The organism is Thermopolyspora sp. NPDC052614 (assembly GCF_040678635.1).
GTDB lineage: Bacteria > Actinomycetota > Actinomycetes > Streptosporangiales > Streptosporangiaceae > Thermopolyspora.
This window is the reverse complement of sequence record NZ_JBFATZ010000002.1, coordinates 264,922-286,585: the sequence shown is the minus strand read 5'-3', so window position 1 is coordinate 286,585 and position 21,664 is coordinate 264,922. Positions and strand designations below refer to the sequence as shown.

The 21,664-nt window shown below is 69.9% G+C and carries 17 protein-coding genes; 10 read left to right on the top strand and 7 right to left on the bottom strand.

The window, feature by feature from the left end; all coding sequences use genetic code 11:
- Positions 1-114: 114 nt before the first annotated feature.
- Complete coding sequence (locus AB0K60_RS04770; RefSeq protein ID WP_364048622.1) at positions 115-1,407, top strand: hypothetical protein; 1,293 nt, start codon at positions 115-117, stop codon at positions 1,405-1,407.
- Here the strand turns inward: AB0K60_RS04770 and AB0K60_RS04765 are convergent.
- The 4 genes from AB0K60_RS04765 to AB0K60_RS04750 all read right to left on the bottom strand — a co-directional run bounded on the left by AB0K60_RS04765 (position 1,373) and on the right by AB0K60_RS04750 (position 6,949).
- Positions 1,373-3,694 carry a hypothetical protein gene (locus AB0K60_RS04765; protein WP_364048620.1) on the bottom strand — a complete coding sequence of 774 codons (2,322 nt, stop codon included), beginning with the start codon at positions 3,692-3,694 and terminating at the stop codon, positions 1,373-1,375. The two genes, AB0K60_RS04770 and AB0K60_RS04765, sit on opposite strands and share 35 nt — an antisense overlap.
- A gap of 100 nt (positions 3,695-3,794) precedes the next feature.
- On the bottom strand, positions 3,795-4,883 hold the full coding sequence (locus tag AB0K60_RS04760; RefSeq protein ID WP_364048618.1) for a hypothetical protein: 1,089 nt from the start codon (positions 4,881-4,883) through the stop codon (positions 3,795-3,797).
- Positions 4,880-5,695, bottom strand: coding sequence for a hypothetical protein (locus AB0K60_RS04755; RefSeq protein WP_364048616.1), 816 nt, complete (start codon positions 5,693-5,695; stop codon positions 4,880-4,882). Before AB0K60_RS04755 ends, AB0K60_RS04760 begins: the two co-directional genes overlap by 4 nt.
- A gap of 243 nt (positions 5,696-5,938) precedes the next feature.
- The gene (locus AB0K60_RS04750; protein ID WP_364048614.1) at positions 5,939-6,949 is read right to left on the bottom strand and encodes an ADP-ribosylglycohydrolase family protein; all 1,011 of its coding nucleotides are present in this window, start codon (positions 6,947-6,949) and stop codon (positions 5,939-5,941) included.
- A gap of 517 nt (positions 6,950-7,466) precedes the next feature.
- On the opposite strand from AB0K60_RS04750, the gene AB0K60_RS04745 reads away from it, so the two are divergent.
- The 4 genes from AB0K60_RS04745 (at position 7,467) to AB0K60_RS04730 (ending at position 13,816) form a co-directional block, all read left to right on the top strand.
- The gene (locus AB0K60_RS04745) at positions 7,467-8,543 is read left to right on the top strand and encodes a polyprenyl synthetase family protein (RefSeq protein WP_364048612.1); all 1,077 of its coding nucleotides are present in this window, start codon (positions 7,467-7,469) and stop codon (positions 8,541-8,543) included.
- A gap of 235 nt (positions 8,544-8,778) precedes the next feature.
- Positions 8,779-10,197 carry a family 2B encapsulin nanocompartment shell protein gene (locus AB0K60_RS04740; RefSeq protein ID WP_364048610.1) on the top strand — a complete coding sequence of 473 codons (1,419 nt, stop codon included), beginning with the start codon at positions 8,779-8,781 and terminating at the stop codon, positions 10,195-10,197.
- Positions 10,197-12,464, top strand: a complete 2,268-nt coding sequence (locus tag AB0K60_RS04735) for a germacradienol/geosmin synthase (RefSeq protein ID WP_364048608.1) — start codon at positions 10,197-10,199, stop codon at positions 12,462-12,464. Before AB0K60_RS04740 ends, AB0K60_RS04735 begins: the two co-directional genes overlap by 1 nt.
- A complete protein-coding gene (locus AB0K60_RS04730; protein ID WP_364048606.1) occupies positions 12,461-13,816 on the top strand; it encodes a family 2B encapsulin nanocompartment shell protein in 1,356 nt (451 codons plus the stop codon). Before AB0K60_RS04735 ends, AB0K60_RS04730 begins: the two co-directional genes overlap by 4 nt.
- Positions 13,817-14,004: 188 nt before the next feature.
- Here AB0K60_RS04730 and AB0K60_RS04725 read toward each other — a convergent pair whose 3' ends face one another.
- Positions 14,005-15,246 carry an ROK family transcriptional regulator gene (locus tag AB0K60_RS04725; RefSeq protein ID WP_364048604.1) on the bottom strand — a complete coding sequence of 414 codons (1,242 nt, stop codon included), beginning with the start codon at positions 15,244-15,246 and terminating at the stop codon, positions 14,005-14,007.
- A 491-nt stretch (positions 15,247-15,737) separates the two neighbouring features.
- Between AB0K60_RS04725 and AB0K60_RS04720 the strand changes: the two genes are divergently transcribed.
- From AB0K60_RS04720 to AB0K60_RS04705, 4 genes are all read left to right on the top strand, one after another.
- Entirely contained in the window at positions 15,738-16,604 is an 867-nt protein-coding gene (locus AB0K60_RS04720; RefSeq protein WP_364049282.1) for an ABC transporter permease, read from the top strand.
- Between the two features lie 65 nt (positions 16,605-16,669).
- Positions 16,670-17,740 (top strand): glycine betaine ABC transporter substrate-binding protein, encoded by a 1,071-nt coding sequence (locus tag AB0K60_RS04715; RefSeq protein ID WP_364048602.1) that lies wholly within the window; start codon positions 16,670-16,672, stop codon positions 17,738-17,740.
- Between the two features lie 79 nt (positions 17,741-17,819).
- The gene (locus AB0K60_RS04710; protein ID WP_364048600.1) at positions 17,820-18,599 is read left to right on the top strand and encodes an ABC transporter ATP-binding protein; all 780 of its coding nucleotides are present in this window, start codon (positions 17,820-17,822) and stop codon (positions 18,597-18,599) included.
- 57 nt (positions 18,600-18,656) lie between these two features.
- A complete protein-coding gene (locus AB0K60_RS04705) occupies positions 18,657-19,562 on the top strand; it encodes a TauD/TfdA family dioxygenase (RefSeq protein ID WP_364048598.1) in 906 nt (301 codons plus the stop codon).
- Positions 19,563-19,780: 218 nt separating this feature from the next.
- Here AB0K60_RS04705 and AB0K60_RS04700 read toward each other — a convergent pair whose 3' ends face one another.
- On the bottom strand, positions 19,781-20,071 hold the full coding sequence (locus AB0K60_RS04700) for an antibiotic biosynthesis monooxygenase (RefSeq protein WP_364048596.1): 291 nt from the start codon (positions 20,069-20,071) through the stop codon (positions 19,781-19,783).
- An 89-nt stretch (positions 20,072-20,160) separates the two neighbouring features.
- Positions 20,161-20,316, bottom strand: a complete 156-nt coding sequence (locus AB0K60_RS04695; protein WP_364048594.1) for a hypothetical protein — start codon at positions 20,314-20,316, stop codon at positions 20,161-20,163.
- Between the two features lie 202 nt (positions 20,317-20,518).
- Here AB0K60_RS04695 and AB0K60_RS04690 point away from each other — a divergent pair, with 202 nt between their 5' ends.
- Positions 20,519-21,556, top strand: coding sequence for a LysR family transcriptional regulator (locus tag AB0K60_RS04690; protein WP_364048592.1), 1,038 nt, complete (start codon positions 20,519-20,521; stop codon positions 21,554-21,556).
- The last annotated feature ends 108 nt before the right edge of the window (positions 21,557-21,664 follow it).

Below are 21,664 nucleotides of genomic sequence, written 5' to 3'. Positions count from 1 at the left end.
GCTTATTCGCCCACGCAGGACATCGCCCAGAATAATTCTCTCGGTCTTCGCTCAAGTCGTGACCGCCGCCCGCGACGCGTCTAGCATTGTCATCGACACAATTTCGCGCCGCCGATGGCTCACAGGCGCATGCCGCCGGGAGGCGACAAGGGCATGAGCGTGCTCACCTGGATCGGGAAAACCGCCATCGGGCGGCTGACGGCGTCGCTGATGGTGGCCGCCGCGGGCCTCGCGGTCGCGACGGGCGTGGATTCGGGGGACATCGGCGCCTCCTCGCCGTACATGTGGGGCGTCAGCGTGCTGCTGGCGCTGGGCCTCTACGGCAGCGCCTCCGGCATCCCCAGGAGCGCGGTCACGGACTTACGCCTGGTGCTCGCCGCGGTCACCGTGGGCGTGCTGCTGAAGACGGCACTGATCGCCGGCGTCATGTACCTCGTCTCGGGCGATCGGGCCGCCGTGCTGCTGGGCGTGGCCGTGGCGCAGATCGACCCCCTGTCCGTCGCGGCGATCAGGGGCCGGTCGCGGATGTCCCCCCGGGCCAAGTCGCTGCTGCTCGCCTGGGCCTCGTTCGATGATCCCGTCACGGCGCTGCTCACGGTCTATCTGATGATGTTCGCCCTGGACGGCGACGTGGCGCCGGGAGGCGGCATCGACTCCTGGGCCCTCGGCCTGCTGATGAACCTGCTCTTCGCCGCGGTGGCCTGGGTGGTCTGGACCCTCGTACGCCGGGGCCGAAACAGACCCGCGACCCGGGAACCCTCACCCACGGTGCAGATCGTGGCCGCGGCCGTCCTCGTGGGGCTGATGTTCTTCGCCGCGTGGCAGTTCCTCATGCTGGGCATCGCCCTCATCGGGCTCTTCTTCCGGCCCGGCCTGGACGCCTGGATGGAGAAGGCCATCGACGCCGCCTACTTCCTGGCCACGTTCGCCCTGGGCATGCTGCTGGCCGGAGGGGTCGATCTCAAACTCGGCGTCGTCCTGGGAGCGGCCGCCTTCGCGGCCCAGATCGTCGCCGCCCTGCTCATCGCCCGGCGCCTGCCGACGCGCGACCGGGTCCATCTCGCCCTGGCGCAGCAGAACGGCATCACCGCGGTCATCCTCGCGCTGCTCCTGGCGCCACGACTGCCCTACGCGGTCAGCGTCGTGGCACCGGCGATCCTCACCGTCAACGTGCTCAACATCGTGTCGAACGCCGTCTGGGACCGCTGGGAATCGGCCAGGACGCGGTTCCGGCCGACGTTCGCAGAGGCCCTCGAAAACGTCGAAACCGTCGAAAGCGGTGAAGCCGGTGAAACGGGTGAGACCCATCGGCAGCCGGCCGAGCCCGACCGCCCGCACCGCCCTCCCTCGAGGAAAGGGACGTGGAGCCCGGTCAGCTCACCCGCAGACATGACAACGTGGACTTGAACACGCGGTCGCCGAGCCGGCTGAGCGCGTCCTCGGCCTCGGCCCGGCGAAACGATCGGGATCGTTGTTCGAGCGGCTCCGATTCCCGGCCCGCGATACCGAACGCCGCCAGGCTCTCCAGCCGGAACACCGGCAGCATCTCCGCCGTGATCTCATAGGTGCGGCACATGACCTGCAATGACCGCTCCTGCGCGGGGCTGGGATACCGTACGCCCTCACCCGACGCGCCCTCACCCGACGTGCTGGCACTCGACTGGGCGTCGCGAAGCCATTCGCCCACGCCGTCGCGGAACGCCTCCAGCAGTTTCTCCAGCAGTACGGCGACCCCGACGGCCTGAAACTGCTCCGCGGTGAACCCCAGCCTGCGCGGATGGACCTCCGACCGCCCGCGCGCCGCGGCCTTCGGGTCGAAGGCGTCCCGGAACAGGGTGGGCACGCCGCTCATCAGGCCGACCGCGTCGAACGCGCGGTCGAAGTGGCGCTGAATCTCCTCCGGTAACCGCCGGGACGCGCCCGCCGCCCACTCACCGCGCGCCGCGCCCTCCCCCTGCCCGGACATCAGCCGCAGCATCTCGCTCAGCCGGGCGGATGACGCGGAGTCGAACCGCTCCACCCTGCCGTCGATGCGCTGCAGATACTCCAGCATGTTCGTCTGCTGGTAGGCGATGCCCTGCAGGCGGTCCTGCAAAAGCGCGAGGGCGTCGTCCCGCCCGGCGTTCTCCAACCGGGCCACCGCGTCCTGAATCGCGTTGCGGAGCATGGTACGGAACCGGCGTTCGTCGTAGACGATCGGCTTGGTGCCGACGACGTTCGCCAACGGTTCCCGGAAGGCGGCGGCGAGGTATCCGTTGACGACGGCGAGCACGATGACGGGCGAGTTCCCGGCGTCGGCCCGCACCGCGTCGACGAGATCCTTCAGGTGGTCGACCTGGCGGTTCAGGAGGATCGAGTCGCTGCTGATCACCGCTATGGTGGCGCCCGACCGCCCGACCGGTATCCAGAAGTCGGCCTCCGTGGCAGGGCCGCCCCGCCGGTTGGCGAAACGTTCCGCGCTCGTCTGATAACGCCACGGTCCCGTCTCCAGCACCTCCTCGATCGTGGCGCGGACGTGCTCCCGGGTCGCGGTCTGAAACGCCTCGCGGACCGCGGTGCGGATCGCCACGTCGTCGATCGGGCGCTCGGGCCCGGGGCGGCGCGCCGCGACCTGCCAGGCGTGGTGGCACAGCTTCAGCACGCGACGAGGCACGCCGCCGGCCAGCGTGCGGATGTACTCGACCGATTCCGGGGTGAACGGCGTGACGTCGGGCACGGCGGGGGTCGGCGGGACGGGTGCACTCTTCCCGGCGTCGCTCCCGGTCATGGGGACGGACGCCGGGCCGCGCAGGTAGTGGCTGACGAGCTGCCAGGTCTCGACGTTCGTCAGCGAGGTCGGCCGGATCGGCCGGATACGCTCGTGCAGGCTCTCCGGGAACTCGGCCAGGGCGTCGGGAAGCACGCAGAACACCAGCAGGCCGCCGACGCTGACGTAGACGCTCACCAGCCTTTCGAAGCCCTGCATGAAGGCGATCCGCTGGTCCTGGGGCCAGTCGAGCGACTTCTCCACCGAGTCGATGATGAGCGCGAACCGCCTGCCCGCTTGGCCGTACAGGAAGGCGAACACCGCCAGCGCGTCGAATACCGCGGTCACGCCGGCGATGGGCTGGTCGATGCCGCGTTCGACCAGGATGTCGTCCGGCGGATGGCCCATCAGCCACTCCCAGACCGCGTCCTGGAACTCGGGGAATTGGAGCATCGCGAGCGCGGCGGAGAATTTTCCATGGTCGGTGATGCCTTTGAGACGCCGTTCGAGATCCCGGCGGATCGCCGCCTCGGAAAGCGTGTACGCCTCGATCACCGCCTGCGGGTCGAGGTTGTGGCCCCGTAACCCCGCGGCCACGTCCTTGTCGGTCCGTTCCAGGCTGTCCGCGGTCACGTCGGAGTAGTAGTCGATCAGAATCTCGTAGAACTCGGCCTTCTGGTTGTTCAGATCGCTGACGAGGCGGTCGCTGTAGAGCGTGCCGAAGTCGAGGACCGGTTCGTCGATCAGCCACATCACGGGCACCGACCGAGCATCCCTGAGCATTTTCGCCACGCTGTAGGCGATGTGGCTCTTGCCGCTGCCATAGTCGCCCACCAGCGCCAAGGCCCGGCCGCTCACCCGTCTCACGGACCCGTCGGCGCGCTTCTCCGGCCCGTCGGCATGATGATCGCCGAGATAGCCCCGTACCTGTTCGCGAATGATCCGCACGGCCTCGGTCTCCACGGTATGACCGACGGGCTGACGTGCGCCCGGGAAATCATCGAAGCCGGTCAGTCGCGCGGTGGGACTGAACGGAAACGGGTTGTCCTCAGGGTTCACTGTCGCGATCCCTTCCGCGTCGAAGCGGCCGACGTCTGAGTCCGTCGCGCCTCTGCTTCTCGAATCTTTGGTAATCATCAGGGCCGATCTCGTCCCGGTTGTCCCCAATCGCGGCTTTCGAGAGGCTATAGAAGACGATCTGGAGCCAGCGCACCGTTCTATTTTCAATGTCCTTGGAGGCGTTGGCGATGACCGCGGGGGCTACGCGGACGTGGTCGGGACGCTGATGGGCGTGTCCCGTCCGGGCGCCGATGAAACGGTCACAATCCCCATTCTTCAACTTCCCGATGGACAGGTGGGTCACCAGTTGCCGGTCCTGATCGGAGGGTGCCACCTCCATCATGTCCTTGAGGCCGGTTCCGACGGTCTCGGCGAAGAAGACGATTCGGGGGGCGCTGAAGGTCAGATGCGCACGCAGGTAGTCCCGATGTACTCGCTCGCTCCCCAACGGTATGAAGGGCAAGATGATCAGCGCGAAGGAGTTCCTGTCGCGCAGCACCTCGGCGAACTCCTCGTACATGTCGGTCAGCTTGGATCCGTGCCGGTCCAGCATGTTCTGGATCCGCTCGTCATGGGGCTCCATGTCGCTCTGCACACTTCGTGCAACCTTCTTGAAGATGGCCTGATTTATGGCGCTGAGGGGGCAAAGTCGCCCATTATCATCGTAAGCAACCTTTCGCGATTCGCGGCTAAGATCCACCACGGATATTCCCGGCACACGTGGCTTGATACTCCACAGGCCCCCGGGTGCGGGCGTCGCGTCCTGGCCGGATTGGCTCCGCCATTCGGCGAGTTTGTCGCGCATGTGGTCGACGCAACGATGGATCAACGTCGTCTTTCCGCTGCCCTCCACTCCGTTGACCACGACCAGGTGCCCTTTTTCCAGGATGTCGATCACCCCGGGACCGTCCTCGACGAAGTGCTGGAAGGCTGCGGCGGTGTCGTCGACATCCGCGTAAAGGAGTTCGTGGCCGTGAAAACGCCACGGGCAGAGCGGCTCGCTCTCGCGGTAGAGCACCTGTTCACTCCCCGGGCGGAGAGCGGTCCTGATCGGTATGCCGAACGCGTTGAACATCACGCCAGGACCTCCGGCGCGGAGCGGCCGATCGCCTCCCGCGATGGCTTCCGGCCGCGACGAGGCCACCCCAGGACGCCGAACCGGTGATCGCGGATCAGCGCCTCGACGGAGACGGCGGTCTCGGCCAGCAGGCGCCTCTGCTCGACGCCATGCCCGCTCCGCTGCTGGAAGTCCGGGTCGCCGGGATACTCCGTGTTCAGGTCCTCTCCCAGCGGGAGGTCGGCCAGCAGGCGCTCGATGCGTTTTCTATAACGCCGGAAATCCAGAAACCTGCGGAGTTCCGCCGTGAGTTCGGAACGCTTCGCCGCCACCGATGCGTGTGCGACACGCGGGTTGGCCGCCCATTGATCGACGTAGTCCTGAGCCTGCTGCAGGAAGCCGTTGAGCGCCTGCCGCAGCGCCTCCGCCTCGGCCACGCGCCGGCTGCGATTCGACTCCACCCGTTGGGCCAGGAGCGTGAGCGCCGCGCCGGCGGCGAGCGACGCGAGCGTATTCAGCAATGAGATCAACCAGTTCTGCTCTTCGGCCGGGGCGAGCTGCGGGACCGTGGCCATGAGCGCCCGGCACGCGCGCCGGAAATCGGCCGGCGACTTCGCCCGCCACTCCTCGATCGTGTATGTCCTGCCGTCCACGAGCAGGCCGTCGGCGCTGCCGGGGACCCGCTTGGCCAGGTTCAGATCGAACGCGGCCTCGGCCAGCCGCGCCCGGCGATCCGTGGCCAGACAGTAAACCGCCTGAACATCCCCCTCATCGGGATCGGCCGCTGCGGGTGCCGCCATGCCGCATATCGCCAGGCACAGCAGAACAATCACGTTCCCCACCCGGATCCCCACGTGTCACCACCCCTGTCGGATCCCCGAGAAAGGTAACCCCGGGCCGATCACTCTAAGCCGCGCCCCGTGAATGTGGTATCGCTCCGTGATGTTCCGAATATCGGATGGTCCATATCTGGCTTAACCGAGTTGTACATTCGGCGTTGTACGTTCGGCGTTGTACGTTCGGCGCTGGACATTCGGCGGGAACGCAGGGAGGCGTCCCCGCCGAACTCACGGTGGTCAGATGTCCCAGGCGGCCGCCAATCGCAGCAGGCGTTCGCGGTATTCGATGGGCTTTGTCCATTCGTCCGGCCACGCGTCCGCGCCGTGGTAAGCCCCCGCGAAGGCGCCGGCCAGGGCGGCGATGGAGTCGGAGTCGCCGGAGGAGCAGGCGGCGCGGCGGACCACGGCCGGCGGGTCGCCGGGGAGGAGCAGGAAGCAGTACAGGCCGGTGGCGAGGGCCTCCTCGGCGATCCAGCCCTCGCCGGTCGCCAGGCAGGGATCGGCTTCGAGGTCGGGCGCCGCCAGCGCGGCCTCCAGACGGTCCAGTACGGCGAGGCAGTCGTCCCAGCCCCGCGCGATGTAGGCGGCGCGGTCGGGGTCCTGCGCGTGCTCGGCCAGGTCCCCCAGCCAGTCGGCGTGGTACGTGGTGCACGACGCGGCGGCGTGGGCGCGCAGGGCGGGCAGCAGATCGGGCAGGTCGATGCCCTGGGCGAGCAGCAGGACGGCGTGCGCGGTCAGGTCGCTCGCGGCCAGCGCCGTGGGGTGCCCGTGGGTGAGGGCGGCCTGCAACTGCGCGGCCGCCGAGCGATGCCGCTGGTCGAGGCCGGGGACGAGGGCGACGGGCGCGACCCGCATGTTCGCGCCGCACCCCTTGGAGCCGATCTGGGAGGCCGCCTGCCAGGGGCCGCCCTCGCTGAGCTTTTCGCAGGCGCGCAGGCAGGTCATGCCGGGGGCGCGGTCGTTCTCCGGCGATCGCCACCATTCGACGAAGCGGTCGCGGACCGGCGGCACCATCCCGTCCGCCGTGAGCGGGCCGGACGCGAGCGCCTCGATCAGCCCTTCGCCCAGGGCGAGGGTCATCTGCGTGTCGTCGGTGACGTAGGCCCGTCCCGAGGAGACCGGCAGGTCCATCGTGCGCCAGTGGCCGTACTTCGCGGTGATCTGCTGCACGCCGAGGAATTCCGTGGGATATCCCATGGCGTCGCCGATGGCCAGGCCCAGCGACGTTCCCGCCGCCGCTCGTTTCACGTTTCTTCCTCACCTTCCGACCATCGGCGGCCGGTGAGAATTCCGTCGTCCGTACGACCGCTCACCCGTCGCCTATTTCCGATTCAGCCGAACCGGCTTGCCTGGTGAGTGATCGTACGCCTTCGGCCCCGCAGGCCGACACCGCGTGCCCGCCCGACGACGAGGCCCGGCACGGCTCCTCGGCACGGCTGCTTGGCACCACTCCTTGGCACCACTCCTTGGCACGGCCTGCGGCCAAACGGCCGGCCTCGGTGGGCTGCCGGCCTCCGCGGCGGCGTCCCGTCCGGATCGGCGCGTCGCCCGCGCGAAACGCGTACCGAGGAAGATTCGGAGGGATTAATCATGATCTCGGACCGGTGAGCCGACGACGCAATCCCGTCGGCGAATGTTTCCGCGCCACCTTTTGATCAAATCCCCCATCAACGACAATTCGCCAACAAACAGAACGGCTATTCAAATTCTCGTATTGGTTGAGTATCTTTTCGGGTGCGGAACGTCACACCGAGGGGAGGCTGGAATGACGGCTGAGGTGGTCGGGACTCCATTCGCCGAGATCACCGATCGGGTGCGGGGGCGGGTGGACGAACGGCTGGGCCGTTTCCTCGACGCTCATCCCCTTCCCGTCGCCGACCTCGACGTGGCCGAGGGGCATCGGCTGCTCAGGGAGTTCGTCGTGGACGGCGGCAAGCGCATCAGGCCCACGCTCTGCTACTGGGGCTGGCGCGGCGCCGGCGGCGACGGCGAGCATGACGAGGCGGCGATCACCGCGGGCGCGGCCCTGGAGCTCTACCACGCCGGTCTGCTCATTCACGACGACATCATGGACGGCAGCGACCTGCGCCGCGGCCGTCCGACGATCCACCGCAGCCTGGCGCGCTCACCCGACAGGACCTCCGGAAGGACCTTCGGCGACAGCGCGGCCATCCTCCTCGGAGTGCTGGCGCAGGCGTGGGCCGACGAGCTGATGGGCGAGATCGAGACGGACCGGGTGCGCCTGCGCGAGATCAGGGAGCTGTTCTACCGCATGCGCATCGAGGTGATCTCCGGGCAGTACCTGGACATCCTGTCGCACAAGACCGGCCACCAGGGCGTCGAGGAGGCCATGGCGGTGACCCGCTTCAAGACCGCCAAGTACACCGTCGAACGCCCGCTGCAGATCGGCGCCGCGCTCGCCGGAGCCGAGCCCACGCTGCTGGACGCGTACTCCCGGTTCGGCCTGCCGCTGGGCGAGGCGTTCCAGCTCCGCGACGACATCCTCGGCGTCTTCGGCGACACCGCCGTGACCGGCAAGCCGGTCGTGGACGACCTGCGCGAGGGCAAGCACACCGTGTTGATCGCGCGGACGTTCGCCCTGGCCGACGCCGCCCAGCGCGAACTGCTGCACACCTGGTACGGCAACAGCGCGCTTGACGAGCAGGTCGCTGCGGAACTCCGGCAGATCATCCTGGACACCGGCGCGCTCGCCCACGTCGAGGCGCTCATCGAGCGCCGGGCCGGGCAGGCGCTCGACGCGTTACGCGACTGCCCGATCGCCCCGCAGGCGCGCCAAGCCCTGACGCTGCTCGCCGGCCACCTGACCGACCGCGTGCGCTGAAGTGCCCTGAATGCCTGTAATGCCCTGAATGCGCTGAACGCCCTAAAGCGCGCTGAAGTGCCCTTGGGGTGCCCTGATGTGCCGTGAAGTTCCCTCAAGTGTGCTGAAACCCGTATCCGCGCGAGAGCCGCAGCCGTCGCGCCACTGATCCACCCACTGATCCACCTACGCCCCCTTATCCACCCATGCCCGCATAAACCCGGCTACGGCCGATAACAGACGGATGGTGTCCGCCATGACCGAAACCACGTTGCCCGCCTCCCCCAACGGCGCGCCGAACGACTCCCAGGAGGGCAGGCTCAGCCTCGGCACCAGGGCCGCGCGCAACCTGGCCACGACGACCAAGACCCCGCCGCAGATGCAGGAGATCACCTCGCGGCACCTGCTGCGGGTGCTGCCCTGGATCGAGGCCATCGGCGGCGTCTACCGGGTGAACCGGCGGCTCACCTACCAGATGGGCGACGGCCGGGTGACCTTCGTCTCCACCGGCGCCGAGGTGCGGGTGATCGCCGCCGAGCTGTGCGAGCTGCCCGCGCTGCGCGGCTACGGCGACGCCGACGTGCTCACGAACCTCGCCGACCTGTTCGTCCAGCGCGAGTACGGCGCGGGCCAGGTGATCGTCGAGGCGGGCGCGCCGCTGGACGAGCTGATCCTGCTCGCGCACGGCAAGGTGGACAAGCTGGCCGAGGGCGCGTACGGCAACCAGGTGGTGCTCGGCGTGCTCGCGGACGGCGACTACGTGGGCGAGCAGGTGCTGACGGGCGCGGGCGGGCAGTGGGGCTTCACCGTGAAGGCGGTCACCGCCTGCACCGTGCTCGCCCTCTCGCGCGAGGCGTACGAGCAGCTGCTCGACCAGGCGGAGAGCCTGCAGGCGCACGTCCTGGAGTACCAGACCAACCCCGACCACGCGACGAACGCCTACGGCGAGGCGGAGATCGCGCTGGCCGCCGGGCACCAGGGCGAGGCCGTCCTGCCGGGCACGTTCGTCGACTACGAGCTCGAACCCCGCGAGTACGAGCTGAGCGTCGCCCAGACGATCCTGCGCGTCCACACCCGCGTCGCCGACCTCTACAACGAGCCCATGAACCAGACCCAGCAGCAGTTGCGCCTCACCATCGAGGCCCTGCGCGAACGCCAGGAGCACGAGCTCGTCAACAACCGCGAGTTCGGCCTGCTCTACAACGCCGACCTCTCCCAGCGCATCCACACCCGCACCGGCCCGCCCACCCCCGACGACCTCGACGAGCTGCTCGCCACGGTGTGGAAGCGCCCCGGCGTCATCCTCGCCCACCCCAAGGCCATCGCCGCGTTCGCCCGCCAGTGCAACCACGCCGGCGTCTACCCGGAGAGCGTGGAGTTCAACGGGCAGAAGGCGCCCGCGTGGCGGGGCGTGCCGATCCTGCCCTGCAACAAGATCCCGATCACCGACGGCGGTCTCAGCTCGATGATGGTGATGCGGCTCGGCGCGGAGGAGCAGGGGGTCGTGGGGCTGCGCCGTACCGGGCTGGTGGACGAGTACGAGCCGGGCCTGTCGGTGCGGTTCATGGGCATCGACGATAAGGCGATCATCTCCTACCTGGTGACCACCTACTACTCGGCCGCCGTCCTGGTGCCGGACGCCCTCGGCATCCTGGAAAGCGTCGAGGTCCTGTGATGGCCGACTACCGGCTGCCGGACTTCTACCTGCCGTACCCGCCGCGGCTCAACCCCCACCTGGAGACCGCCCGCGCCCACTCCCGGGCGTGGGCGGCCGAGATGGGCATGCTCGACGACCCGGACATCTGGGACGAGCAGCGGCTGGACGCGATGGACTACGGCCTCATGTGCGCCTACACGCACCCCGACTGCACGTCCGACGAACTCGACCTGATCACCGACTGGTACGTCTGGGTGTTCTTCTTCGACGACCACTTCCTGGAGACCTTCAAGCGCAGCCCGGACATCACGGGCGCCCAGGACTACCTGGACCGGCTCGACGCCTTCATGGCCGACGATCCGCCCGAGCCCGGCAACCCGGTGGAGCGCGGGCTCGCCGACCTGTGGGCGCGCACCGTCCCCGCCATGTCGGACGCGTGGCGGCGGCGGTTCGGGCACGTGACGCGGGACCTGACGCAGGAGTCGATGTGGGAGCTGTTCCACATCGAGAGCGGCGCGGTCTCCAACCCGATCGAGTACATCGAGGAGCGCCGCAAGGTCGGCGGCGCCCCCTGGTCGGCGGCCCTGGTCGAGCACGCGGCCGGGGCGGAGCTGCCCGCCCGGCTCGCCGGGACCCGCCCGATCCGGGTGCTGACCGAGACGTTCGCCGACGCCGTGCACCTGCGCAACGACCTGTTCTCCTACGAGCGCGAGGTGGGCCAGGAGGGCGAGCTGTCGAACTGCGTGCTGGTCTGCGAGCGCTTCTTCGGCTGCGACACCGGCCGGGCGGTGGAGATCACCAACGATCTGCTCACCTCGCGCCTGCACCTGTTCGAGTACACGACGCTCAGCGAGCTCCCGGCGCTCTTCGCCGAGGAGGGCGTCGCGCCGCACGAGCAGGAACGCGTGCTGCGATACGTCAAGGGGCTGCAGGACTGGCAGGCCGGCGGCCACGCCTGGCACACCGCGTCCAGCCGCTACACCAAGACCCGCGGCTCCGCGGGCGCGTTCGGCCTCAACGTCTCGCGCGCCCATCTGACCGGTCCCGGCGGCCTGCGCAACCACGCCCACGTCCCCTACACGCCGGTCTCGGTACGGCCGCCGCAGCCGTACATGCCCTTTCAGGTGCGGGACAACCCGCACCTGGACCGGGCCCGCGTCGCCGTCGTGGAGTGGTGCGCCGCGATGGGCTTCTTCGACCCGGTGCACGGCCTGCCCGCGACCCCCGTGTGGACGCGGCGGCAGCTCGTCGTCATGGACCTGGCCCTGTGCGCGTCGGGCATCGCGCCCGACGCCACCGCCGACGAGCTCATCCGCGGGACGAACTGGCTGGCCTGGGGCACCTACGGCGACGACTACTACCCCCGGGTCTATGGCACGGCACGCGACCTGACCGGGGCGAAGCTCGCCAACCGGCGCCTGAAGACGTTCATGCCGCTCGACCTGTCGTCCTATCCGGATCTGCCGCGCGACGCGATCGAACGCGGCCTGGCCGACCTGTGGCCGCGTACCGCAGGGCCGCTGCCGATGGAGGCGCGCAGGGCGTTCCGCGCCGCGGTCGAGGACATGATCGACAGTTGGACCTGGGAGCTGACGGGTCTCGCGCACCACCGGGTACCCGACCCGGTCGACTACATCGAGATGCGCCGCAGGACCTTCGGCTCCGACATGACGATGGCGCTGGCCCGGCTGGCCCCAGGCCGGTGCATCCCCGCCGAGGTGCGGCGGAGCCGGGAATTCCTCGGCATCACCAACGCCGCGCAGGACTACGGATGCCTGGTGAACGACCTGTTCTCCTACAAGAAGGAGATCGAGTACGAGGGCGAGTTCCACAACTCCGTCCTGGTCATGCAGAACTTCTTCGACTGCGGCCCCGATGAGGCGATCGCGATCGTCGACGCGCTGATGACGTCCCGGATGCGGCAGTTCGAGCAGATCACGGCCACCGACCTGCCCGCCCTGCTGGACCGCGTCGCGGCCGGCGACGACGTCCGCGAGTCCGTCGCCGCGTACGTGACCGACCTGGAGAACTGGATGGCCGCGGTGCTGCGCTGGCACCAGCGGACCCGCCGCTACGTCGAGGAGGAGCTGTCCCATCCTCCGGCGGCCCGCTGGACCCAGGGCCCCACCGGCCTCGGCACCGCCACCGCCCGTCTCCTGGCGACGGCGTTCGCGCTCGGGCCGGGAGCGTCGCCCGCCACGCCGTCATCCGTCGTGCTTCCCGCGGGGCCGCGCCCACCGAAACCTGAGCCGTCCGTCGAATCCGCGTCCTTGGAGGTGGCATGAGCCCTGCTCCCGCCGAGGGCGCCCGGCTGAGCCTGAGCACGGCCGCCGCCCGGCGGCTCGCGACCACGACCAAGACCGCGCCGCAGATGCGGGAGATCACCCCGCGCCATCTGCTGCGGGCGCTGCCCTGGGTCGAGGTGAACGGCACCTACCGGGTGAACCGGCGCCTGACCCTGACGCCGGGCGACGGGCGGGTGAGTTTCGTCTCCACCGGCGCCCAGGTCAGGGTCATCCCCGCCGAACTGCGCGAACTGCCGTCGCTGCGCGGGTTCGGCGACGACCGGGTCCTGGACGCCCTGGCGAGCCGCTTCGTCCAGCAGAACCTCGCCCCGGACCAGCGGATACCGCCCGCCCAGGTGGTCCTGATCGCCCACGGCAAGGTCGCCCGGACGGGCGGCAGGGAGTACGGCGGCGAGGGCCTCGTCCGGGTCCTCGCCGACGGCGACCACCTCGGCGACCTCACCGACCCCGGCGAGACGTCCGCCCGCACCCTCACCTCGGCCATCGTCCTGCTGCTCCCCCGCGCCGCCCTCGACGAGCTCCGCACCCGGTTCGACGCTCTGCGGCGGCATCTGACCGGCCTCTCCGCACGGCCTCCGGTCAAGCGTCCGGTCAACAGGTACGGCGAGGCGGAGATCGCGCTGGCCGCCGGGCACCAGGGCGAGGCCGTCCTGCCGGGCACGTTCGTCGACTACGAGCTCGAACCCCGCGAGTACGAGCTGAGCGTCGCCCAGACGATCCTGCGCGTCCACACCCGCGTCGCCGACCTCTACAACGAGCCCATGAACCAGACCCAGCAGCAGCTGCGCCTCACCATCGAGGCCCTACGCGAACGCCAGGAACACGAGCTCGTCAACAACCGCGAATTCGGCCTGCTGCACAACGCCGACCTCTCCCAGCGCATCCACACCCGCACCGGCCCGCCCACCCCCGACGACCTCGACGAACTGCTCTCCCGCCGCCGCAGCTCCCACTACTTCCTCGCACATCCCCGGGCCATCGCCGCCTTCGGCCGCCAATGCACCCAGCGACGGCTGTACCCGGGCACCACCGAGATCGACGGCACCCGGGTGATGGCGTGGCGCGGCGTGCCGATCCTGCCCTGCGACAAGATCCCCATCACCGCCGACGGCCGCAGCTCGATCATCGTGATGCGCACCGGCACGGAGAAGCAGGGCGTCGTCGGGCTACGCCGTACCGGGCTGGACGATGAGCATGAACCCGGCGTTTCGGTCCGATTCGCCGGTATCAACGACAAGGCGATCATCTCTTACCTGGTGACCACGTACCACTCGGCGGCCGTGCTCGTCCCCGACGCCCTCGGCGTCCTGGAGAACGTCGAGGTCTGCTGAACTCCGCCTTCTCGTGCGGGGCGAGCGGAAGGCCGAGTTCCATGGCGATTCGGAGGGCGATGTCGTACGGGTCGGGGCGCTCGTGCCCGTACCAAAGAACGAGGTGGCGCAGCGAGGTCTGCTGGTCGTCTCGCGTGTCGATCCGTGCGCCCTTCGCATCAGCGTCCGGATCAGGGTCCCGGTGTCTTTCAGGAGCGGCACGTCGTGCCGGTGAGTTCCTGGGACGGAGGGCGGTAGGAGCGCATCTCGGCGAGCGCCTCGACGGGGTTCTCCAGGAGCCGGGAGAAGGCGAGTTCGGCGGCTCCGACGAGGGTGGCGTCGTCGCCGAGGGCCGAGACGTCGAGCCGTGCCTGGCGGGAGATCGGCAGGACGTTGGCGGCGATGCGCTCGCGGACGTGGGCCTCGGCGCGTGGGTACACCTCGCGGAGCATGCCGCCGAAGACGACCAGGCCGGGATTGAACAGGTTGATCAGGTTCGCGACGCCGATGCCGAGCCAGTCGCCGATGCGGTGGAAGGCGGCGCGGGCCGCCGCGTCGCCGCGGTCGGCGGCCTTCACGACCTCGTACCAGCCGTCGCGGCCCTCCAGTTCGCCTGAGCGCCCCGCGGAGTCGATCAGGGCCTGCTCGCCGACCTCCGCCTCCAGGCAGCCCCGCGATCCGCAGCCGCACGGGCGTCCGTTGTACGGGTTCACCATCATGTGCCCGAGTTCGCACCCGTACCCGCCGTCGCCGTCGAGCAGTTTGCCCCCGACGATGATCCCGCCGCCGACGCCGACGTCGCCGTGCAGGTAGATGAGGTTCTGGAAGCCGATGCCCGCGCCGCGTTGGTGCTCGGCCACCGCGCCCAGGTGGGCCTCGTTGCCGACCAGCACCGGCAGCCCGAGCCGTAACCCCAGCTCGGTGCCGAACGCCTGGTCCACCCAGCCCAGATTGGGCCCGAAACGCACCATGCCGTCGCCGGGACGGATCATCCCGCAGTAGGCCGCGCCCACGCCGGCGCACACCGCGCCGGGACCCGCCTTGCCGCGCAGCTCGCGCCCGAACCTCGCGAGCACGTCCACCACGTCGTCGAGGTCGGCCCCCGCGCGCCGCCGTACCGCCTCACGGCGGTCGAGGATCTCGCCGCCGAGCCCGACCCGGGCGGCGACCAGCAGGTCCACGCGGACGTCGAAGGCGAGCACGTACACCCGCGGGTCCGGCCGCACCACCAGCGACGGCCGCCCCGCCCGGCCGGTGTCCTTGGGCCGCTCCTCCCGCACCAGGCCCGCCGAGGTCAGCTCGGCCGTCAACGCCATGATCGTGCTGCGGTTGAGCCCCATGCGGTCGGCGAGCTCCGAGCGGGAGATCGCGCCGCCCAGATGCACATGACGCAGCAGGGTCCCGAGGTTGTGCTGCCGGACCTCTTCCTGCGACCGCCCCACGTTCAGCATCCGGCCGTCCCACCTGAATCGGTCGTCGGGAACGATCTCGGAGCAGGGACGCCGAAGCCCGCCATTCGCAACGCAACAGACCCCGCCACATCACGAGGGTACCAATCAGGTTCTGGCCGCCACTTCCCTTGAACCGCCCTACACGTGTACGTTTCACACTTCCGCCTCGCAGGGCAGGCACGAGCGGAAGACGGTGTCCCGCCGGTGGTGAAAATTCGCTGGTCGATACGGCGAACCGGGGCGCGTCAGGGCCGAATGGCGGATTAGGGCGGATTCACCCTGACGCTAGCCGATCAGGAGCGCCGACGGGGGCAGGAGGCCCGGGGACGGTACGCCCCGTACGCAGCCGGGCGACCGCCCGCGGCCCCGCGTCGAGATCCGCACGGGCGATGGGCGACACCGGGGACAGAGGCGGCCCCGAGAGCTTTCCGGGGATAATCCCGTCTTATATAGTAGGAAATACAGGTAATCCGCCGAAGGAGCCCTCCTTGGTGTACACACAGCCCGACACCGCCGTTCGGCGGACGGGACAGCCGATCGCGGCGGGCGGCCCACGCACGGCCGGTACGCCGGGCCGGCGGGGGACGCGCCGGATCGTGGTGCGGGTGGCGGCGGTCGCGGTGCTGCTGGCGCTCTGGCAGCTCGCCGCCGTCACCACGCGGAACCCGTCCTTCATCCCGTCGCCCAAGGCCGTGTGGGACCAGCTCGTGCTCACCTCGACCATCCACGACGGCATCCGGGGCTACAGCGGGTACTACCTCGCCGAGCACCTCGGGATCAGCCTGCGGCGCATCCTCATCGGCTCGGTGCTGGGCACCGCGGCCGGACTCGTGCTGGGCGTCGTCATGGGCATGGTGCCGTGGATCCGTGTGGTGGCCGAGCCGGTGGTCACCTTTGTCCGCGCGCTGCCTCCGCTGGCGTACTTCAGTCTGCTGATCATCTGGTTCGGCATCGACGAGACGCCGAAGTTGTGGCTGCTCACCGTCGCCGCCCTGCCGCCGGTCGCGGTGGCCACCGCCGCCGCCGTGTACGGCGCGCCCGCAGGACTGGTGGAGGCGGCCCGCGCGCTGGGCGCCTCTCGGTGGGAGGTCATCAAGGACGTCGTCTTCCCCAGCGCCCTTCCGGAGATCTTCACCGGCGTACGGCTGGCCGTCGGGCTGGCGTACTCCTCGGTGGTGGCCGCCGAGACCATCAACGGCGTGCCGGGAATCGGCGGGATGGTCCGCGACGCCCAGCGCTACCTGCAGACCGACGTGGTCGTGCTCGGCCTGTTCGCCATCGGCCTGTCCGGCCTGCTGATCGACGCCGCCCTGCGCATCGCCGAGAACCGCCTCATCCCCTGGCGTGGCCGCACCTGAGCAGGTCCCCGGCACACCCGCACGACCCGCACACCCCTGCGACCCGGCACGAAAGGAACCCAGCCATGTCACGACGATCACGTTTGCGCCACCCGTTATCGGTGATCCTGGCCGTCGCCACGGCCGCCGTCCTCACGGCGTGCGGGAACGGCACCGCCAGCGGCGGCGGCGGCGGTGGTGCGGGCGGCGGCGCGCAGGCCAAGACCATTCGCCTGGCCTACCAGGCGTTCCCCAGCGGGGACCTGATCGTCAAGAACAAGGGCTGGCTGGAGGAGGCGCTGCCGGATTACAAGATCACGTGGACCAAGTTCGACTCCGGGGCCAGCATCAACACCGCGTTCGTGGCGGGGAGCGTCGACATCGCCGCGATCGGCTCCAGTCCCGTGGCCCGCGGGCTCTCCGCGCCGTTGAACATCCCGTACCAGGTGGCGTTCGTGCTGGACGTCGCGGGCGACAACGAGGCGCTGGTCGCGCGGAACGGTTCGGGCGTCACCTCGGTCGAGGGGCTGCGCGGCAAGAAGATCGCCACGCCGTTCGCGTCCACGGCCCATTACAGCCTGCTCGCCGTGCTGGACCGGGCGGGCGTCAAGGAGTCCGAGGTCACCCTCGTGGACCTGGAGCCTCAGGACATCGTCGCGGCCTGGGCGCGCGGGGACATCGACGCCACGTACACCTGGCTGCCGACCCTGGACGAGGTCAGGAAGACCGGCAAGGTGCTGGTGACCAGCCGTGAGGTCGCCACGGCCGGCAAGCCGACGCTGGATCTCGGCGTGGTGTCCACCGCGTTCGTCCAGGCGCACCCCGAGGCCGTGGACGCCTGGCGCAAGGTCGAGGCCAGGGCGCTCAACCTGATCGCGGAGGACCTCGACGCCGCCGCCGAGGCGGTGGGCAAGGAGTTGAACCTCAGCCCGGCCGACGCCAAGAGGCAACTCAGCCAGGGCGTGTTCCTCAAGCCGGCCGACCTCGCCGGCGAGGAGTGGCTGGGCACGCCGGGCAAGCCGGGCGGCCTGGCGCAGAACCTGGTCAGCGCCGCGCGGTTCCTCAAGGACCAGCAGAAGATCGACGCCGTGCCCGACCTGGCCGCCGTACAGAACGCGATCTACAACAAGGGGCTGCCCGGTGCCCTCGAGTCCTGACGCCACCGCACGGTCGGACCGGCACTTGGACGGGCGGTCGGCCGGGTCGTCGGATCCGGGATCAGGCCGGGACACCGGTGTGACGGCCGCCGTGGACGTGCGTGACGTCGAGCACGTCTACGGCACGGGCCGGGGCGCCGTGACCGCGCTCGGGCCGATCTCCCTCACCGTCGAGGCGGGGTCGTTCCTGGTGCTCGTCGGGGCCTCGGGCTGCGGCAAGAGCACCCTGCTGCGGCTGATCGCCGGGTTTGAGCGGCCCACCGCGGGCACCGTCCGGATCGGCGGCCGGGAGCCGGTGCCGGGCAGGGGCGCCGCGGTGGTCTTCCAGCAGCCCCGGCTGTTCCCGTGGAAGACGGTGGGCGGCAACGTGGACCTAGCCCTGCGGTACGCCAGAGTCCCGAGGCCCGAGCGGGCCCGACGGATCCCGGAGCTGCTGGAACGGGTGGGCCTGCACGACGTCGCCGAGCGGCGGACCTGGCAGATCTCCGGTGGTCAGCAGCAACGCGTGGCCATCGCCAGGGCGCTGGCGGGCGAGGAGGGGTTGCTGCTGCTCGACGAGCCGTTCGCCGCGCTGGACGCGCTCACCCGCGAGCGGCTCCAGGAGGACCTGCGGCACGTGATCGCGACGAGCGGCCGTACCTGCGTCTTCGTCACCCACAGCGTCGACGAGGCGGTGTTCCTGGGCAGCCGGGTCGTCGTGCTCACCCGGCGCCCGGGCCGAATCGCGCTCGACCTCGACGTCGGCCTGCCGCGCACGGGCGTGGAACCCGACCGGCTGCGCGCCCTGCCCGAGTACGCCGCCCTGCGCGCCACGGTCGGTCAGGCGGTCCGCTCCGCGGCCGAAGACATTTCCGACTGAACCTCCAGAGACATGTCCGTGCCCACATCACCATCAGAACCCAAGGAGAGAAGCGAAATGTCCAGTGATTCCGGTTTCGACATCCGCAAGATCGGCGGAAGGGTCGGCGCCGAGGTCGTCGGCGTCGACCTGCGCGACGTGTCCGACGGCGTCTTCGCCGAGATCAAGGCCGCGCTGCTGGAGCACAAGGTGCTCGGCTTCCGCGGCCAGGACCTGACGGATGACGACCAGATCGGCTTCGCCTCCCGGTTCGGCCCGCTGACCGGCGCGCATCCCACCGTGCCGTCGGTCGAGGGCAGGCCGGAGATCCTCTCCGTGGACGGGGAGGAGGGCATCCGGTCCAACCACTGGCACACCGACGTCACCTTCATCCGCACTCCCCCGAAGATCACCACACTGCGTGCGCTCGTGATCCCCCCGTACGGCGGAAACACGCTGGTCGCCAACGCCGCCACCGCGTACCGGGACCTGCCCAGGGAACTGCGCGAGTTCGCCGACCGGCTCTGGGCCGTGCACACCAACGACAACGACTACATCCGCCCGGCCAGGACCCAGAGGGGGGACGAGTACCACCAGGTCTTCACCTCGCGGAAGTGGAAGACCGCGCACCCGGTGGTGCGGGTGCACCCCGACAGAGGGGAGCGCGGCCTGTTCATCAACGGGTTCGCCCAGAGCATCGTGGGGCTGAACTCACGGGAGAGCCAGGCCATCCTGCAGATCTTCCAGTCGTACGTGGTCCGTCCCGAGAACATCCTCCGCTGGAGCTGGTCGCCGGGCGACCTGCTGATCTTCGACAACCAGATCACCCAGCACTACGCACCCGACGACTACGGCGACCTCCCGCGCAAGCTCCACCGCGTGACGGTGGCCGGTGACGTCCCCGTCGGCGTGGACGGTCAGAAGAGCTACCTCATCGAGGGCGACGACGCCGCCCACTTCACCCCGACCGCGGGCGCGGCCTGACCGCCCGGAATCGTCCCGGTTCCCGGTGACGCCGCACCACCGGGGACCGGGTCACCGGCAGGCGGCGCTCGCCCAGTGATTCATGGCGGGGACGCTCACCGTCCCTGCCGACACTTTCGGCGCGCGTTTCGGGGTCCCGCGTGCCGAGCCGGTCGTACCGCTGATTGAGATCCGGAGAACGACGCGTCATCGCCGGGCGGACGGACCACGGCCAAGCGTCAGCGCTCGTCCACGAGTTCGGCCTGCTCGGAGGTGACGTCGCGGGTGAGTGCGAAAGCGGCGGCGGTTTCCGGAAGGGCGGGAGCGCCCTCAGTCGCCGCGTGGGCGCTGGCCGCCGAGTCCCAGCGCCACACGTCCACCCATCTGTCGTCGCCGAGCCGTGCGAGTCGCGTCTCGGTGAGCCCGGGAAACGCCGCCCTGACCGCGTCGATCAGCTCGGCGCGGCGGGTGAGCAGGCGTTCGGTGTCGGCGGGGTCGGCGGTGAAGCGGACAATACGGATGACGGACATGGACGAACTCCAATCACGATCATGTCGTCGGATCGTCGGTGGGACTGAGCGACGGAGCCGGGCGGCTCTCCGGGGTCCGGCGTGTCGGGTCACGCGGTCATGCCGTGGCCGCGCGACTCGTCGACGATCGGGTCACGGGGCCGGTCGTCGTTCTCCTGCTGCCGTACTCGCCGTACCTTCGAATGGATCCGGCCGCAGGCAACCGTGCCGGGCGTCCGGCCCTCGGTAGCCCCTGCAACCAGCATCCGGAGAACCATCCATAAGCACAACTGCAGGTCACTCATATGTCCCATGCCTTATGTGCATGGCCATGCCGGCCGATGCCAGCGGCTTGACAAGTAGAGAAAAGCCTCATGGCAGGTGGGCGCCATCAAATTGGACCACCGTCGGATCGCATACGGACATGCTCAAAATCGCCGATTTCCTCGATTCCCATAAACTCGGTGCATGCTTGATCCCTGGACCTTGCGAGTGATGGTCGAGGTGGAGGAGCGGGGCTCGTTCTCGGCGGCGGCCGAGGCGCTGTCCATGACCCAGCCCGCGGTGTCACGCCAGATCGGCGGCCTGGAGCGGCGACTGGGCGTGAGCCTGTTCCGCCGGGTCCCCCGCGGGGTCACGCCGACCGCGGCCGGGCGGATCGCGGTCGACCAGGCACGGGACATCCTCGCCCGGCTGCGGGCGCTCGAGGCACGGCTGGGCACGTTCACCAGCCTGGAGTCCGGGCACCTGCGCCTGTCCGCCCACTCCAGCGCGAACACGTCCTTCATGCCGGAGGTGATTCATCGCTTCGCCCGCGTCCACCCCGGCGTCAGCGTGACCCTCACGCAACCCGACCCCGAGGGTCCGCTCGCCGCGCTGCGGAACGGCCGCGTCGACCTCGCGTTGATCACGGCGTGGAGCCTGTACGCCGACCTGGCCGCCGCCCGGCACGCCGTGGCGCCCGAGCCCTTGGACCCGGCGGATCTCGACGGGCTCGACCTGATCCCGCTCCTGGACGAGGAGTTCCACGTGGCCCTGCCCGCCGGGCACCCGCTGGCGCGCCACGCCCGGGTACGGCTGTGCGACCTGCGCGAGGAGGTGTGGGTCGAGGGCGGCCACCCCGACTGCCTCGGACCGATCCCGCAACTGGCCAACGCCCTGGGCGGCAACCCGCGCATCGGCTTCTTCTGCGAGGACTGGAACGGCAAGCAGGCCCTGGTCGCGGGAGGCTCTGGCATCATGCTCGTCCCCACCCTGGCGCGGACGCCCACGCATCCCGGTGTGGTGCTGCGGCCGACCAGTCCTTCGCTTCCCCGCCGCCGCCTGTACGCCGCCACCCCGTCGCCGCCCTTCCGCCTCCCGGCGGTGACGGCGATGCTGACCGTGCTCACCGAGGCCGCCCGCGAGCAGCGGATCGGAACGCTTGCCGACCGGTCGAGCCCGCATGCCGCCACCGCCTCGTCCGCGCCGGACGATCATGTCCGGCGACGTGACCCCGCTCGATGAACCCAATCTGCCGCGCCGTCCTCCAGCCGATGGTGAACCGCCTGCTTGGACCCCCCTGAGCTGGGGAAGTAGGGCTCGTCGACCTCCCCGTACGGCGGAGGCCCCTTG